Source organism: Legionella qingyii (assembly GCF_003184185.1).
The window spans coordinates 44,029-59,032 of the sequence record NZ_QHJG01000006.1 but is presented as its reverse complement, the minus strand read 5'-3'; the positions used below and the strand labels follow the sequence as shown (position 1 = coordinate 59,032).

Sequence of the window (15,004 nt, the reverse complement as noted above, 5' to 3'; positions counted from 1 at the left end):
GAGTCAAATGGGACGATTAGGACATATCATTTTTTGGATCTTGCTTGTGGTTATTTTGGGGGCCTATGCCACTTTTATAACATTTCATCTTGATTATCCAATTTGGGTAGGAGTACTCATTTTCTTGGCAATGCTTTTGGGATTTATAATACTCGATAGCATTACCTGGGCTATTAGAAAATGGTATAAAAATAGAAAAGCTACGAAAGCAAAAGAAAGCGGCGAAAAAATTGAGACGGAAGGATTACGCTTAACCCTGGAAAATGCGCTGAATCATATAGAAACAAATCATATCGCCGGTGGAGCAAAGCGTTTTTGGCAAATGCCCTGGATTATTTTTTTTGGTAAAACAACAATTCTTCTTTCTAATGGATTGAAATTACATACCCACTTTATGGTAGGTGATGCTGAAGACGAAGCCCTGCAACGCAATCAAGTTTATGTTCTCGATAATTTTGCCATATGGTGTGTTGATGCAGAACTCCTAGAATCCAACACATCAAAGAAAGTAGAAAAACAATGGCTTGATTTCCTTAAGTACATTAAGAGTCAAAAGAAAACAATTACACCTATTGATCAAATTGTTATCGAACTACCCGCCACCAAGCTCTTAAATGACGATAAATCAGATATTGCCCATCATGCTCGAACATTGAAAGATAGAGTGGATCAAGTCAGTCTTATGACTGGTTATCGCCAGCAAGTACTTTTTTGCATTACCCAATGCAATGACTTGAACGGCTTTGATGAATACGTAGAACTCATGCCTGACAACTTGTGGAGTCAAGCCATGGGTTATATTGTTACCAATCCATTAAAAGATTCAACTTCAGTAGAGCCACTTAATTACATCAGCAATCGTGCGGATGAGGTGATTGATATTGTTTTATTTGATACTCAAAAGCCAATCGATGTAACGGTATTTAACTTTCCCTCAACTTTAAGAAAACTTGAAGAAAACTATTCAAGATTTACCAGTTTATTTTTTGCTTCCTCACCCTATACAGAGCCCGCAGTACTGCATGGGGTTTATTTGCTGGGTGAATATCAGCACAATGGCAAAGAAGAAAGTGTTTTTTATTATGATTTTATAGATCAAATACAACTCTCTCTCATCCGACCCATGTCTTTATTAAACTCCGAAATTAAACAACGTAATAAGCGGAGATGGGAGTATCTAGGTGTTTGGTATTTTGCGGGTGCTATTGCTGCAGGTTATCTAATTTATGTCTATAACGCTACATCAAATCGTTTAGTTGAATTAATAAAGCCCTTACCCAAAAAAGAATCCTTCTCGGATCAATTGGAACAAAATTTACTGCAGTTTGGCGATTATCATGTTTTGATGGGTCAGCTTGATCTTTTTAGAAATCAGTTGCAAATTAAAATATTACCTTACCGAGGCGGTTTAAATCGATTATATGCTTATTACAGTGAGCAATATGTAAATCATTTTAAACAATACATCTTAGCGCTTCTTGATAAGCGAATGGAGCAAATGCTTACTCATGGAGGTCTTACTGACACACAGAAAGCCTATTTGGTCCAGAATATGGTGAGTCGGATTAATTTAATCCAGGCCAAAATAATTAGCGGTGTAAGCCCCACTACCCTAATGCAGATGCCAGATCCACAAATAAAATACTTGGGATACAATCGATTACCGGAGCGTTTTCTCAATACCTTTGGCCCCTTATACAAGGATTATGTCATTTGGAATTCAAATTCCGAGCAACTACGCGGTGAGGCCGGTAAATTAACACTCTGGCTTGATCAATCACATCTCTTGGCATCGGATTTGCGTTGGCTGCTTGCATGGGCGAATACTCAAGACAATGCATCTGAGCTTGGATTAAACAGCTTCTGGATAGGCTCCAATATTGTCAAGGATTACCTCATTGCCCCTGCATACACAAAAGCAGGATTTGCAGCCATTCAGTCGTTATTAGTTCAAATTAACCATGCTCTACCTCTATACATCGATATGAGCCGATCCAAAGGCAGCTTTGATGTATGGTATGCCGAAACCCGTCTAAATGTATGGAAAAACTTTGCACTTAATTTCTATAAAGGCACTAAAACTCTGGCCTTTCAATATGAATGGGATCAAACCTTCAATGATATGTTGCAAACCACCAGCCCTTATAATGCCTTCTTGCAAGATTTAGCATCGGAATTTCAGGGCAACCTTCCCTTCGCCAAGCCTCGTTGGATTCAACTTGTTTTACAGTTTTCCGACCTCATGGTGTACAGCCATAATAGCGAACAGGGAATAGAATTTAAGCAGCTATCCGATCTGATTTCAGATTGGATGAAAAAACTCCAGGAAAAGCCCTCTCAGTGGAAAACCGATAGTCCGAGTAATATTTATAACAGACCGCCGAGCGTTGCTAACAAGTTAAATTTCAACACTCAAGTGAATGCGGCCAAGTCTTATATGAGATATCGTGATTTATTAAAGCAACTTTATAAGGAGCCTTACGTACAATCAGTTAAGGCTTATACGAATGCTCGAGAGTTGTATTTAAGTCAAATTGAAGTCGACAGGCAATCTTCATTAGTTATGCAGGCATATCAGGCTTTAGTTGATATGAGAAGAGCTCTTGAACATTTTGACCAACTCGACGCTTCTAATCCTTTTTGGACACTGATGCGTGGTCCATTGGACTATTACATTGACTATACAAATCGTTTTGCATCATGCTATATCCAACAAAAGTGGCTCGATGAAGTATATCTCCGAACGATTGCTTTAAGTGGTGAAGAGTTAAATCAAACTTTATTTGCCAAAGGTGGCCTTGTCTGGATCTTTAATGACAAATATGCCCTTCCTTTCATGAAACAAATTGGAACCCATTTCTTACCCAGATACATTTTAGGTCATGAATTTCCGTTTAAAGAGCAGTATTACCAGTTGTTAACCTTTGGAATGAGAATTAATGAAGATCTGGAAGCATTAGGCCATTTGAAACAAAAACCTGAAGAGCGCTCCCCGGTTAATTTAATGATTTATGCTCAACCTACAAACCTAGATGTGAAAGCAACAGTACTGCCTTATAAAACGGTATTACATGTTGAGTGTAAGGAAAAAGAATACAGCCTGGAAAACTATAATTACCCGTCACAACAAAAAATTCCTAACTGGCAATTAGAAAGTTGTGGCCCAACTGAGATTACTCTGTTCTTCCCAGGTGCTAAATTAGTAATTCCATATCAAGGAGATGAAGGGTTTTTACACTTTTTACAGGACTTTGATACTGGAATTAAAGATTTTTATCCGCATAATTTTCCAGAGCATGCGAAATTTTTACAAGCGAATAAAATTGATAAAATTCGTGTCAGTTACTACATAAAAGGTGGCCATGACATCATGTGGCAAATTGCAAAATACTTTGCAGCACAAAGAGATTATAAAGTAGCACAAAAGAATCTCTCCCATGTATCGAAGCTTCCAAGAACCATCACTGATTGCTGGGCCCAGGGCGAATACGATGTTTAAAATTGACTCGATTACCAACCTGGGAACCCAACCCATCCCAGGACTCAATAGAGCAGGCCAAGAATGTTATGAGTTTTCTCAATACACCCTGATTCGCAATGAAGTGCAAAAATTATCTCGAGTCGGGCAATCATCAGATGTTCATTGGTTGAGCATTATTGATAATTCGATTGAGTTATTGACCTATTATACTAAAGACATTCAAATCGCTTCTTATTTGGCTTATGGCCTCTTTCACCAATACCAATTTAGAGGACTAGCAGCTGGGTTAAATTTTCTTCTAGATTTTATTGTACATTTTTGGGAAGAAGCATACCCCCAAGGCCGACTGAAAGCCAAAATTGAAGCGTTAAACTGGTATGCGACCCAATCACTGAATCATTTAAAGCAGATTAAACTTGTTTCGGAAGATGAAGATTTTCTGCAACCAAGTATTAGCACCTTAAAAAATCTCGAGCGGGAATTACTTACACGCAATGTAAATATCGATCTTTTTTCAAATTTGCAAAAAAAAATCGAATCCACTGAAGTAATTGCCCTACCCACAGCAGCACAAGAACAAACGATTATTGAGATGCAGAGCTCAAATCGACAGAACGAATCAAGTGTTAGTTTAGAACCAGCCTTCCTTCTCTGCACTCAATTCGCACGCGAATTGATGGAAAAGGATCGATCCAATCCTTATGCTTATTATTTAAATCGTGTTGCATCCTGGAGCGGAATAACAGGAATCCCTTTTAACGACGATGGATTGACGCTGGTAAAACCTCCTGAGTATTTCAATCAAGAACGCATCAAAAAAGTGCAAGACACGGGAAATTGGGCTGAAATAGTTGCTACAGCAGAAGAAATGCTCCCTCAAGAACCTTTTTGGCTCGATTTAAATTTAATTAGCCTTAATGCATTGCAAAAGCTCGATGGGAAATTTAATCCTGCCTATGAGACAACCAAACGAGAATTGGTTCATTTTATAAATAGAATACCTGGTATTGAAAAATTAAGATTTAGCGACAAAACTCCTTTTCTAAGTGAACACTACGTAGCACAACTTAACCTATTTACCGTAAAAAAGAGCTCACAAAGTACAGACAGTGAGAAAACATTATCTGCAATCGAGCAAAATCAACTGCAAGCAATAAAAGAAGTCATTGCTCACTTGAATACCCAAAAAGCCGATATGTCTCGCCAGCAAATTGAATTGCTGCACAAAGACTCAATAAGTAACAAAGTAAAATTATTATCCTACATGGCCATGTGCGAATCATTGCTTGATGCAAATGAGCAATCGATTTTAAAACCCTATTTAACGTTTATTCTGGAATTAATCAATAAACATCATTTAATTGCCTGGGAACCTGGTTTAGCATTAGACGCACTTATTTTGACTTATCGCTGCATGAAGTTTTTAAAGAATTCCTTTTCAACCCAGGAAATGGACCATGTATTTTCCTTGATCACAAAACTGGACCTTAATGCTGCAAGGGAACTCGCTGAACTCTGAGGAAAGACTCTCTTAAAATTCGTTATATTGAAACCTGTACTCCGAGTAATAAAAATGAATGTTCTTTACTGAGAGAGCCGCTATGGCTTATATCACCCAAAGCCGTGTTTGATGGTAGCTGAAAAAATGCTTTGCCTACTGGCGTAAGTAATTGGGGGGCACAGTTTGTGGTCCAAATTAAACGATTGGTGTCTTACGTCTAACGACTTGTCATGGTTAGTATTTAGAGTAATATCGTTGGTTTTTATTTAAAATTTTATCTAGGCTAAGGTCTTCAATGAAATCGTATCGAAAAGAGTTATGGTTCCACGTTCCCGAACGGATGGGATTTATCAATATTACGGAGCAAGTACGTGAATGCCTGAAAGATAGCAGCATTCAGGAGGGATTTGTTTTAGTTAATGCAATGCACATTACCGCATCTGTTTTTATTAACGACGATGAGGAAGGCCTGCACCAAGATTATAAAAAATGGTTAGAACACATGGCTCCGCATCAACCTATATCACAGTATCAACATAATAATACTGGAGAAGATAATGCGGATGCACATATAAAAAGACAAATAATGGGACGAGAAGTGGTCGTCGCGGTTACTGAAGGAGCACTTGATTTTGGACCCTGGGAACAAATTTTTTACGGTGAATTCGATGGATGCCGCGATAAAAGAGTCTTAATAAAAATTATTGGTGAATAAGGCAAACAACGCTCATCACACTAAATCTATAGTGATTCTTTGAGGTTCTGAATAATGGGCTGGTTCTTTTTTAGTTTCCGAAGAAAATAGCCCGAAGCATGAAGTTTATGCCTTCCTGGATAATAAATATAATTATTATGTAATCCCCAATATTTTCTATTTCTTGACATGTTGTTCGCATAAACAATTGAGTGCTCAAAATCACCCCACCAGACCCAATATAACTCAACCAAAGTACAATTAACTCACTTATTCAATAGTGATTTGGATACTTTAAAAAATGGAACTGAACTTTTCAATTGCGATTGAAATAAAGCATTGGCACTTGTCTATTATTCCCTTTTATTTCTGTGTATTATCCTCGGCAATTTGCGTTTATTTTAATAAATGGGGGGTTTTATGAAGCATCTTGCTAATAATATGCTGCGCACAAAAAATATGGTGGGATTGTTGAACGCTATGGGTGTTCCTATAGATAATACCAAAGTGGTATGTCATGATGAGCGGGTTGTTTTTCACTCCACAACAACAAAGGAAAATGAGCGTCTTGCGGCTGAATTGCAAGAACTCTTACAACAAAACACCGTAAAACCAGACCTAAAAAGAGTAACTCTGGCTGATTTATTGGCTGAAGAGATCACTCAGGCCACCTGTATTGATAATCTAACAGCTGATACACACAAAAAATCGTGTCTGGCCGTATTGAATGTTTTGCAACTTACCGGGCTCGATTTCACCATCGATGAGCAACAGGAATACTTGAACATCCAATTACCGTCTGCCGCCTTCGCACCATTATTTAATTCGTTGAATTATAAGTGCATGAGCATTGAGGGCGAAAAAATAAAATTTAACGTCAAGGAGTTCCTAAAAAATCACAAGCAAGAACTTATTTTAATTGATGGGAAATCACCTTTACTTTTGGCTCATTCAAATTCCTTTGAAGATAAAAAGGTTTTTTATGCAGAAAAACGAGTTAGCGAGGATACGCTTGAAGTGACGCCTTACTTTTTCGTTCCCGAGGCTCTGACACCCCCTACTTATCATTTTGTTTTAGACACCAGTGACAGTATGCAAGGACAGCGCTTAACCAAGTTGAAAAAGAGTGTCATTGAGTTCGCCGATGCCTTATTTAAATTTCAGCCTGATGCAGTCATTAATATCACTGAGTTTAACAGCGAAACTAAAAATGTTGGCATGGGTAGTTACCGAAAAGAGGATTTTTTCCAATTGTCTCAAAATGTCAATGGATTAAAAGCTAAAGGATATACGCGCCTTTTTGGTACGGTATCCGATCAATTATCGATGCTTATGAAATCAAATCAACACAATAATATTTTATTATTTACCGATGGCGAGAATACAATAGGCGATAACAACGCACTCAGCATTGCCCTTGAAAAATCAGTTACATCCTTAAAAAACGAATCATCTATAATTCCTGCACGTAATAAATTCTTTATCTTAAGTTACGGTGTAATCCAAGCTTCAATCTTGGATGAAGTGGCCAAATTATTCGGTTCTCTTGTTCTTAATACAGATACGATTGATTTTGCTGAGGCTTTAGAGAAAAAAGAGAAACTTCAGGAATGGGCCGCTGTTCGCGAATTATTTACCTGTCGTATGGAAGTGACTGACAACACGACCCTTGATGCCAAATCAGAGGAATATGTTTGTTCTTATGATATGTCTGGTCAATTTGTTGCATTAAAATCAAAACAATATAAGGACAACGAAACCCTATATTTAACTATTACCGATAGTAATGGTAAAACACTGCTTGATGATAAAAAAGTGTTTGCTAAAAAACCTGTAGAGGCCTCCCTGTCCCCTGGCAGCGCAAAAAATGCAACCCAGCTTGGTGTGTTTTCCATGAAGCCGGGAACCAAGAGCAAAGAAGAAAGTTATACTCCACCAGAATTTTCTTCTAATCTGTAAATTTCCATGTATCGTTAGAAACCATAGACCAACGACGGCCTATGGTTTCTAACAGACTCAAATAGGTAAACCGGTTTTTTTCTTGATGAATAGCCGTTTCTTTTTAATTGTTCTACTTCATGAATTTAAAAAATTGTGTTGGAACATGAGATAGAATCCGTCAAAATGAATGCTTTGCCTGTTCAAAGACAAGATATAAAGGATAAACGATTGAGCGCTAAGAAGACTACAGATACTGATTTCTTTGGAAAAACGATAATTTATCGCACACATGATTCCTGGGGTGATATCTTCGTCATTGATAGAGGAAATATTAGAGCGTTAAATTTTGATCCCATCTATGATCAGACCGGTATTTATATTCAATATCCTCATATACCCGTACATGAATATACTCGTGTGATGTTGTTAGTTCTTGCATTCGTAAATCCAAGCCATATCACTTTATTAGGCCTGGGTGGAGGAAGTTTGATTCATTGCCTTCACTTTCTTTTACCCGAGTGCTCGCTATTTTGTATTGAACTACGCCAAAAGGTATATGATGTAGCAACGAATTTTTTTCAATTACCAGAAAAGCAAAACATCGAGATATTAATTGCAGATGCCCAGGTTGCAATCAAATTTCAAAAAAGCAACAACACGCAAGTCATTTTCGCTGATATGTACCTTGATTATGGAATGGACTCATTTCAAATCCAGCAACAGTTTATCGAACAAGCTGATCGTGTTTTGGATGATAGGGGCTGGCTGGTTATCAATTTTCATGAACTTCCTGAGTTGAATTCCGCTTTTATTCAATCCATGCGCGATTATTTTGCTGAATTATTTATTTGTCCTACAGTGAGCGATAACTATATTTTATTTGCCAGCAAGTCTTCTGTTACCGATTTGCACTCAGAACACTATCAAACAATCCTTACTGAATTTGAAAATAAACTCAACATCAAACTAATTCGCTTATTTAAAAAAGTCAAACGCTATAAAAGCGAATAGAATAGAAAAAAGGCCATTCATTGAATCCAATATTACATCAATAGTAAAACTGCTTTACAATAATAGACAAACCAACTAAAAGAGTGTTTGTCACTCGAACAATAGAATACAACGATGCAAAAAATATTCATATCAGCCATTTTACTCATCACTTCCTGTTTATTAACAGGGTGCTGGTCTGTACAGAAAGGGCAAAAATCAGGAGTTATAGTTAAGGTTGCCAAAGAAGGTAGATTTTGGGGGACTTATGAAGGAGAAATGATCCTGGGTGGTTTAGAAAATGCCAGTGGAGCAAGTGGACGTGCTTTTCACTTCACGCTGGGACAATTCAAATCCGAACTGGTAGAGCAAGCTGATTTTGCCATGCAAAATAACAAACATGTAATCATTAGCTATCATTGTGATGCCTATACTCTCCCCTGGAGTGGTGAGACTAAATGTTTTGTAAACAAAATTGATGTATTGCCGGATAAATAGATTGACAGTATCAAACCTGCGAACTTCTGAAGTCAGTCCATCCCCTTGAGAAAGGCCAACTCAGGGCTTTCAAGGAACACATGTCCATTTTAAGAAATATCTTACAAAAATTTAAGCACATAGGCTAATGACCTTTTAGGGGATTTTGCTATGCTTAACACAACGAGGAAATAAACAATGGATGTTTTAAAAAAGAATTTTAGGGCGTCATGGATGACGCGAGCCACATGGAAGTGGTAGCTCCTCCTCGTTTATTTCGTAATCCTAAGTAGGGCATGTTGACAATCCCATCCTAAATTGACTAGCAAGTTTCCAAGGCATCAAGCATTAAAAGGTAATACGAATAATCGCAACCATCAACAGCAAATTGTACCTTGCCAATATATTGTTAGCCCCTATGTTGAACGAATTTTTGTACAAATAGCGCGCATTCTGATATAGAAGATTTTCACCCTACTCATACTGACTTAACGTAATTCCATTGGATGCTTTATAAAATTTTTTACGTAATTGTTTTATTGTGTAATCTTTTGGCAAGAGAACAGATTTTATTTTATCGTATACTTGTTGGAATATATTTTTTGGTTTAGGAAGAATAAAATTTATAACAGCCTCACCTATTTCTTGGTTAATTTTAATATATTTTTGCATTTTATTTTGATATGAAGTAAATGCTTTTTCGTAATCACCCGCAGCAGCATATAACTCTCCCGCTAATACATAAGCGCCGACAATAGCAACACTGCTGCCTTGGCCAGATGTTAACGCGGGACTGTAAGCGGCATCACCTATTAATGCAACTCTATCTTTGAACCACTGCTGCATGTGAATTTGTTTGGCAACATCAAAATAAAAGTCATTTGCTTTATCCATTTCTTTTAATAGATGAGGCACTTCCCATTTTGCATTGGCATAATTTTTAATAACAACAGCTTTTTGTTTATCAACTTCTTTATAATTGTAAGCATAATTTTTATCTTGAAAGAGATAAATTACAGTAATGTTGTTTTCTGCTTGGGTAGAAGAAAGATTAACCTGCTTGTTTTCGATAGAATAAAATAATTCTTTATTGGCTAGTTTAAGATAATTTTCTATGGAATAAATAGCATAAAAATAATTGCCAAAATCATGAGAATATTGAGACTCTTCACCGAAAACAAGAGAACGCACATTAGAATGAATGCCATCAGCACCTATTACCAAATCAAAGCTGCGAATCATATTATTATTGAACTCAACTTCAACATCGTCTTTGTTAAGCTTAATCGATTTAATTGACGTATTAAAAATGTATTCGCATTCATCACGGGTGGCATCATATAAAATTTTAGACAAATCTCCTCTAAGCAGTTCCACATCTTGGGGTTGCCGCATACCTAATTCATCAGCGGAGATTTCTGAGGTAATCGCGCCTTCATCATCCATAAAGATAGCTGTTTTTGTGTGTACATTTTTTTCTTGGATTTTTTCGTAAAGTCCCATCTTTTTCAAAACGTCGATACATATTCCCCGTGCATCAACCTTATATCCACCTTCTCTAAACTTAGGGGCTTGCTCAACAAGAGTAACCGTAAAGCCGTAATGATGCAGCCAATATGCTAAGGCCGGGCCTGCTATACTGGCGCCTGAAATGAGAATAGTTTTATTTTTTATAAGATTAGGCATATTTGAGCTCGTATTGATAAGTAATTATACTGGTATAGCTACCCCTGATTCATCATAACGTTCTTTTTTATATTTATCAGCAAATATAGTTTGCAAAACATGCCAAATTCAACTGTCGTATACATTTACCAAATTCGGTACAGCGCGTTGATAAACCAAAAAGGGACTAATCTAAATACCCTGTATTACATAGATCCTCAAGGCTAGAATCAACCTGTCCATTTTCGTTTTTATGATAAATCGTATTTATCGATTCACTTCTTCTGATAACAACTGATTCTTCCTCACAAGACAACATAATAAAAAAATATGAACGAGTTTGGTTTATAATTGGAAGAAGAACATTTTGAAATCCATGAGGGACATTATGATCAAAGGTTCCGAGCTGTTAGTTGCAGCCCTTGAAAACGAGGGAGTCAAACACGTTTTTGGTATTCCCGGAGAGGAAAATCTCGATGTTGTAGAAGCACTTCGTAACTCTTCAATTGAACTAGTACTCACCCGGCATGAGCAAGCAGCCGCATTTATGGCCGCGACCTATGGCCGATTAACCGGGAACCCGGGAGTTTGTATGACTACCCTTGGCCCCGGAGCACTCAATCTCACGACCGGGGCTGCTTATGCTCTCCTTGGTGCAATGCCGATGATCATGATTACCGGACAAAAAGGGGTTTTATCCTCGCATCAAGCGCGATTTCAGATGGTGAATACGGTAGCTACCATGCAGCCCTTAACTAAAATGTCGCGTCAAATTATATCCCCTTCGATGATCCCCACTATTGTGCGTGAAGCATTTCATCTTGCCCAAGCAGAAACACCGGGACCGGTACATTTAGAACTCCCTGAAGACATTGCCGCCGAGCGCAGCAAAAAGGTTGCACTCATCCCGCCACACCCTATTGAATATCCCGTCGCAAGCGAAGCGGCCCTAGATCGCGCCGCAGAAATGATTATGCAAGCCAAGCGACCGCTCGTGATGCTCGGTGCGGCCGCTTCACGTCCTAGAGCGACCAATGCGCTTGCGCAATTTATTTTGCGGACAAAACTTCCTTATTTCACTACACAGATGGGTAAAGGGACTGTTTCAGGAGCCACAGAGCTTTATATGGGGACAGCCGCTCTTTCAGAACGAGATTATGTTCATGAAGCAATAGAACAAGCGGATCTGATTATTACCATAGGCCATAGTACCGTTGAAAAACCACCTTTTATCATGGGAACCAGCCATCTTAAGGTCATTCATGTTGGATACCAATCTGCTACTGTGGAACAAATTTATTTTCCTCAAGCAGAAGTTATTGGAGATATGGGACCCTCCTTAAATTTGCTCGCCGACAAACTCGAAGGGAATCTTCCACATGCGAATGCACTTTTGCATTTACGCGAAGGTATTTTGAGCAAAATTACTGCGCGAGCTACTGAAGATCGCTTTACTCCACAACGCATGGTCTATGACGTGCGGCAAGTCATGCCACATGATGGAATTCTCGCCTTGGATAATGGGATGTATAAAATCTGGTTTGCCCGCAATTATCGGACGCAAATGGCAAATACCATTCTTCTTGATAATGCACTCGCGACTATGGGGGCTGGACTTCCATCCGCAATTATGGCATCACTTTTATATCCTAAGCGCCGGGTGATGGCTGTGTGTGGTGATGGGGGGTTTATGATGAACAGCCAAGAGCTAGAAACCGCAGTCAGGCTGAAATTAAACCTGGTTGTCCTGGTGATCGAAGATCATGCTTTTGGCATGATACGTTGGAAACAGGCGGTAGATCACTTCCCTGATTTCGGGATGACCTTCAAGAATCCTGACTTCATAAAATATGCTGAGTCCTATGGAGCACATGGCACCCGAGTTGAAAAAATTGAAGACTTTCAATCCATTCTCGAGAATGCATTCACTGCTGGAGGAGTACAGCTTGTTATTTTCCCAATCGATTATTCAGAAAATAAACGTGTCCTTGTCGATGAGTTACAACAACGTCTACCTCCAGCACCAGCAAATAAGGGAACATCATGAAAAAAGCACTGCAAGTGGTACAAGCATTTGACCGGGCCTTGATCAAAGAAATTACCGTTGATGATGAACAAGCACTGAGAACAAAACTTAAGACCGCTGCATCAACACTAAACAATCGCAAGGATTGGCTCAAACCCTATGAGCGCATGGCCATCTTGAAACGCGCGGCTCAATTATTAACATCCGAGCAGGGGCGTTTTGCCAAACTCATTGCCCAAGAAGGTGGTAAACCGTTTACTGACGCAACAATTGAAGTGACGCGCGCCATAGATGGGTTAAACGATGCAGCAGAAGAATTGCGGCATTTCGCAGGTAAAGAAATTCCTATGGGCCTAACCCCTGCAAGTGATCATCGCTGGGCATTTACGGTTAAAGAACCGATTGGCGTCGTAGCGGCTATTTCTGCATTTAACCATCCTTTAAATCTGATTGTGCATCAAGTCGCTCCAGCAATCGCGGTGGGATGCCCGGTAATTATTAAACCCGCTACTACAACACCCTTATGTTGTTTAGAACTCATCCAATTAGTACGACAAGCTGGTCTTCCAGAAGCTTGGTGTCAAACTTTTATCACAGAGGATAACTCCCTGGCTGAGCAACTTGCTACTGATGAACGGATTGCCTTCTTGAGCTTTATTGGCTCAGCCAAAGTCGGTTGGAGTTTACGAAGCAAACTTTCTCCAGGAACTCGTTGTGCCTTAGAGCATGGCGGTGCAGCACCGGTAATTGTAGATCGCAGTGCAGACATCCAGAAAACCACCCAATCGCTTGTCAAAGGTGGGTATTACCATGCCGGGCAAGTATGTGTTTCTGTACAGCGCATTTTGGTACATAAAGACATTATCAGCCCATTTATGGATGAATTCGTTAAACGAGTCACATCATTGCGCGTTGGGGATCCACTCTTCAAAGAAACAGAGGTGGGACCATTGATTCTCCCACGTGAAACAGAACGCGTCATGTCCTGGATCGATGAAGCAGTGGCCAAAGGAGCCAAACTGTTTGGTGGAGGCAGGTTCTCTGAAACAACCTTACTTCCTGCCGTATTACTCAATCCACCTGCTGATGCTAAAGTGTCCCAATTGGAAATTTTTGGCCCAGTAACCTGTGTTTATGAATATGAGCAACTTGACGAGGCAATTCGTATTGCGAACTCATTACCCGTCGCCTTTCAAGCCAGCGTATTTTCTGAGGACATAGAACCTGCGCTAAAAGCAGCAGAATGCCTTGAAGCCTCCACAGTACTGATTAATGATCATACCGCCTTTCGCACCGATTGGATGCCATTTGCAGGATTAAAGCAATCGGGTTACGGCATTGGAGGGATTCCGTGGACGATGAACGACATGTCCAAGGAAAAAATGATTGTTTTGAAAAAGAACTGAATATGTTCCGTCATCGACAACCAGAGGATATTAATGCCATTCGCGCAGAGAGCTGGGCGAGATTGATTTTAGTTTGGCATGCCCAAAGGTTGAGCAAACCAACTCTTAAAACGTAAAGCAGTACAGCCAATTTATGCAAAACCGATTACCAAGGCACCGATAAAAATTAAAAGTCCGCCAATGATGACTGAAAAATTTACATGAATTTGATTAAATAAAAACCAGGTAAAAATAATGGTAAATAGAGGATAGGTTAATTCGACGATACCTGCAATTGTAGCATTTTTAAGGTTAATGGACGTGGCGATAAAATAACTGGCGATGAGCACAATTGCAATCTCAGTTATGGTTAATAAAAGTAAACCAGAATCAGTCGTTAATAGTTGAAGGTCTTTTTTCATCGTGGTAAAAAAAGAAATACCGGAAAACAATATAGCACCAATTATCATTTCCAATGCCAATAGGGTAATGGGTGAAATACTATTTAGTATTTTTTCAGCTAAAGCATAATTAAATCCCCATAAGATGGCGGCAAGGATAGCAAAAGTGAACCACATGATTTACTCCATGAAAAAGCGATTTTCTTTTTTGATTGTTTTTATTTGAACGAGAACGAATCTTTAATGCAGACCTGAAACTCAAAATCGAATGAACATTATAACATCAAATAGATAAATTTTCAATCACTTGCTGTATAAGGGCATAACAAAATACCATCTTAAGTCCTTAGCGTCTTTGAAGGATTTATGGGTAATTCTTTTTTGTTGCACTATTTTGAATAAAAATACCTGACTACTCCTGTATTTTCTAAATATTCGAGCAT

General features: G+C 38.8%; 10 protein-coding genes. 8 read left to right on the top strand and 2 right to left on the bottom strand.

Annotated elements, in window-relative coordinates:
* Positions 1-7 precede the first annotated feature (7 nt).
* The 6 genes from DGG96_RS04795 (at position 8) to DGG96_RS04770 (ending at position 9,105) form a co-directional block, all read left to right on the top strand.
* Complete coding sequence (locus DGG96_RS04795; protein ID WP_110141819.1) at positions 8-3,499, top strand: type VI secretion protein IcmF/TssM N-terminal domain-containing protein; 3,492 nt, start codon at positions 8-10, stop codon at positions 3,497-3,499.
* Complete coding sequence (locus DGG96_RS04790; protein ID WP_110141818.1) at positions 3,492-5,000, top strand: TssA family type VI secretion system protein; 1,509 nt, start codon at positions 3,492-3,494, stop codon at positions 4,998-5,000. Before DGG96_RS04795 ends, DGG96_RS04790 begins: the two co-directional genes overlap by 8 nt.
* 277 nt (positions 5,001-5,277) lie before the next feature.
* A complete protein-coding gene (locus DGG96_RS04785; protein ID WP_110141817.1) occupies positions 5,278-5,697 on the top strand; it encodes a secondary thiamine-phosphate synthase enzyme YjbQ in 420 nt (139 codons plus the stop codon).
* A 399-nt stretch (positions 5,698-6,096) separates the two neighbouring features.
* Positions 6,097-7,635 carry a vWA domain-containing protein gene (locus DGG96_RS04780; protein ID WP_110141816.1) on the top strand — a complete coding sequence of 513 codons (1,539 nt, stop codon included), beginning with the start codon at positions 6,097-6,099 and terminating at the stop codon, positions 7,633-7,635.
* Positions 7,636-7,800: 165 nt separating this feature from the next.
* Complete coding sequence (locus DGG96_RS04775) at positions 7,801-8,628, top strand: class I SAM-dependent methyltransferase (protein WP_233590515.1); 828 nt, start codon at positions 7,801-7,803, stop codon at positions 8,626-8,628.
* Between the two features lie 114 nt (positions 8,629-8,742).
* Positions 8,743-9,105 carry a hypothetical protein gene (locus DGG96_RS04770; protein ID WP_110141815.1) on the top strand — a complete coding sequence of 121 codons (363 nt, stop codon included), beginning with the start codon at positions 8,743-8,745 and terminating at the stop codon, positions 9,103-9,105.
* A gap of 453 nt (positions 9,106-9,558) precedes the next feature.
* Here the strand turns inward: DGG96_RS04770 and DGG96_RS04765 are convergent, their stop codons facing one another.
* Complete coding sequence (locus DGG96_RS04765) at positions 9,559-10,770, bottom strand: FAD-dependent monooxygenase (protein ID WP_110141814.1); 1,212 nt, start codon at positions 10,768-10,770, stop codon at positions 9,559-9,561.
* Positions 10,771-11,137: 367 nt separating this feature from the next.
* Here DGG96_RS04765 and DGG96_RS04760 point away from each other — a divergent pair, with 367 nt between their 5' ends.
* A complete protein-coding gene (locus tag DGG96_RS04760; protein ID WP_110141813.1) occupies positions 11,138-12,796 on the top strand; it encodes an acetolactate synthase large subunit in 1,659 nt (552 codons plus the stop codon).
* The gene (locus DGG96_RS04755) at positions 12,793-14,181 is read left to right on the top strand and encodes an aldehyde dehydrogenase family protein (RefSeq protein WP_110141812.1); all 1,389 of its coding nucleotides are present in this window, start codon (positions 12,793-12,795) and stop codon (positions 14,179-14,181) included. The genes DGG96_RS04760 and DGG96_RS04755 overlap by 4 nt, the downstream gene beginning before the upstream one ends.
* 131 nt (positions 14,182-14,312) lie before the next feature.
* On the opposite strand, the gene DGG96_RS04750 is transcribed toward DGG96_RS04755, so the two are convergent.
* Complete coding sequence (locus DGG96_RS04750) at positions 14,313-14,738, bottom strand: DMT family transporter (RefSeq protein WP_110141811.1); 426 nt, start codon at positions 14,736-14,738, stop codon at positions 14,313-14,315.
* Positions 14,739-15,004 lie beyond the last annotated feature (266 nt).

Coding starts and splice junctions, on each gene's coding strand:
- DGG96_RS04795 (WP_110141819.1), top strand. CDS start 8: ATGGGACGATTAGGACATATCATTTTTTGGATCTTGCTTGTGGTTATT.
- DGG96_RS04790 (WP_110141818.1), top strand. CDS start 3,492: ATGTTTAAAATTGACTCGATTACCAACCTGGGAACCCAACCCATCCCA.
- DGG96_RS04775 (WP_233590515.1), top strand. CDS start 7,801: ATGAATGCTTTGCCTGTTCAAAGACAAGATATAAAGGATAAACGATTG.
- DGG96_RS04785 (WP_110141817.1), top strand. CDS start 5,278: ATGAAATCGTATCGAAAAGAGTTATGGTTCCACGTTCCCGAACGGATG.
- DGG96_RS04750 (WP_110141811.1), bottom strand. CDS start 14,738: ATGTGGTTCACTTTTGCTATCCTTGCCGCCATCTTATGGGGATTTAAT.
- DGG96_RS04755 (WP_110141812.1), top strand. CDS start 12,793: ATGAAAAAAGCACTGCAAGTGGTACAAGCATTTGACCGGGCCTTGATC.
- DGG96_RS04770 (WP_110141815.1), top strand. CDS start 8,743: ATGCAAAAAATATTCATATCAGCCATTTTACTCATCACTTCCTGTTTA.
- DGG96_RS04765 (WP_110141814.1), bottom strand. CDS start 10,770: ATGCCTAATCTTATAAAAAATAAAACTATTCTCATTTCAGGCGCCAGT.
- DGG96_RS04780 (WP_110141816.1), top strand. CDS start 6,097: ATGAAGCATCTTGCTAATAATATGCTGCGCACAAAAAATATGGTGGGA.
- DGG96_RS04760 (WP_110141813.1), top strand. CDS start 11,138: ATGATCAAAGGTTCCGAGCTGTTAGTTGCAGCCCTTGAAAACGAGGGA.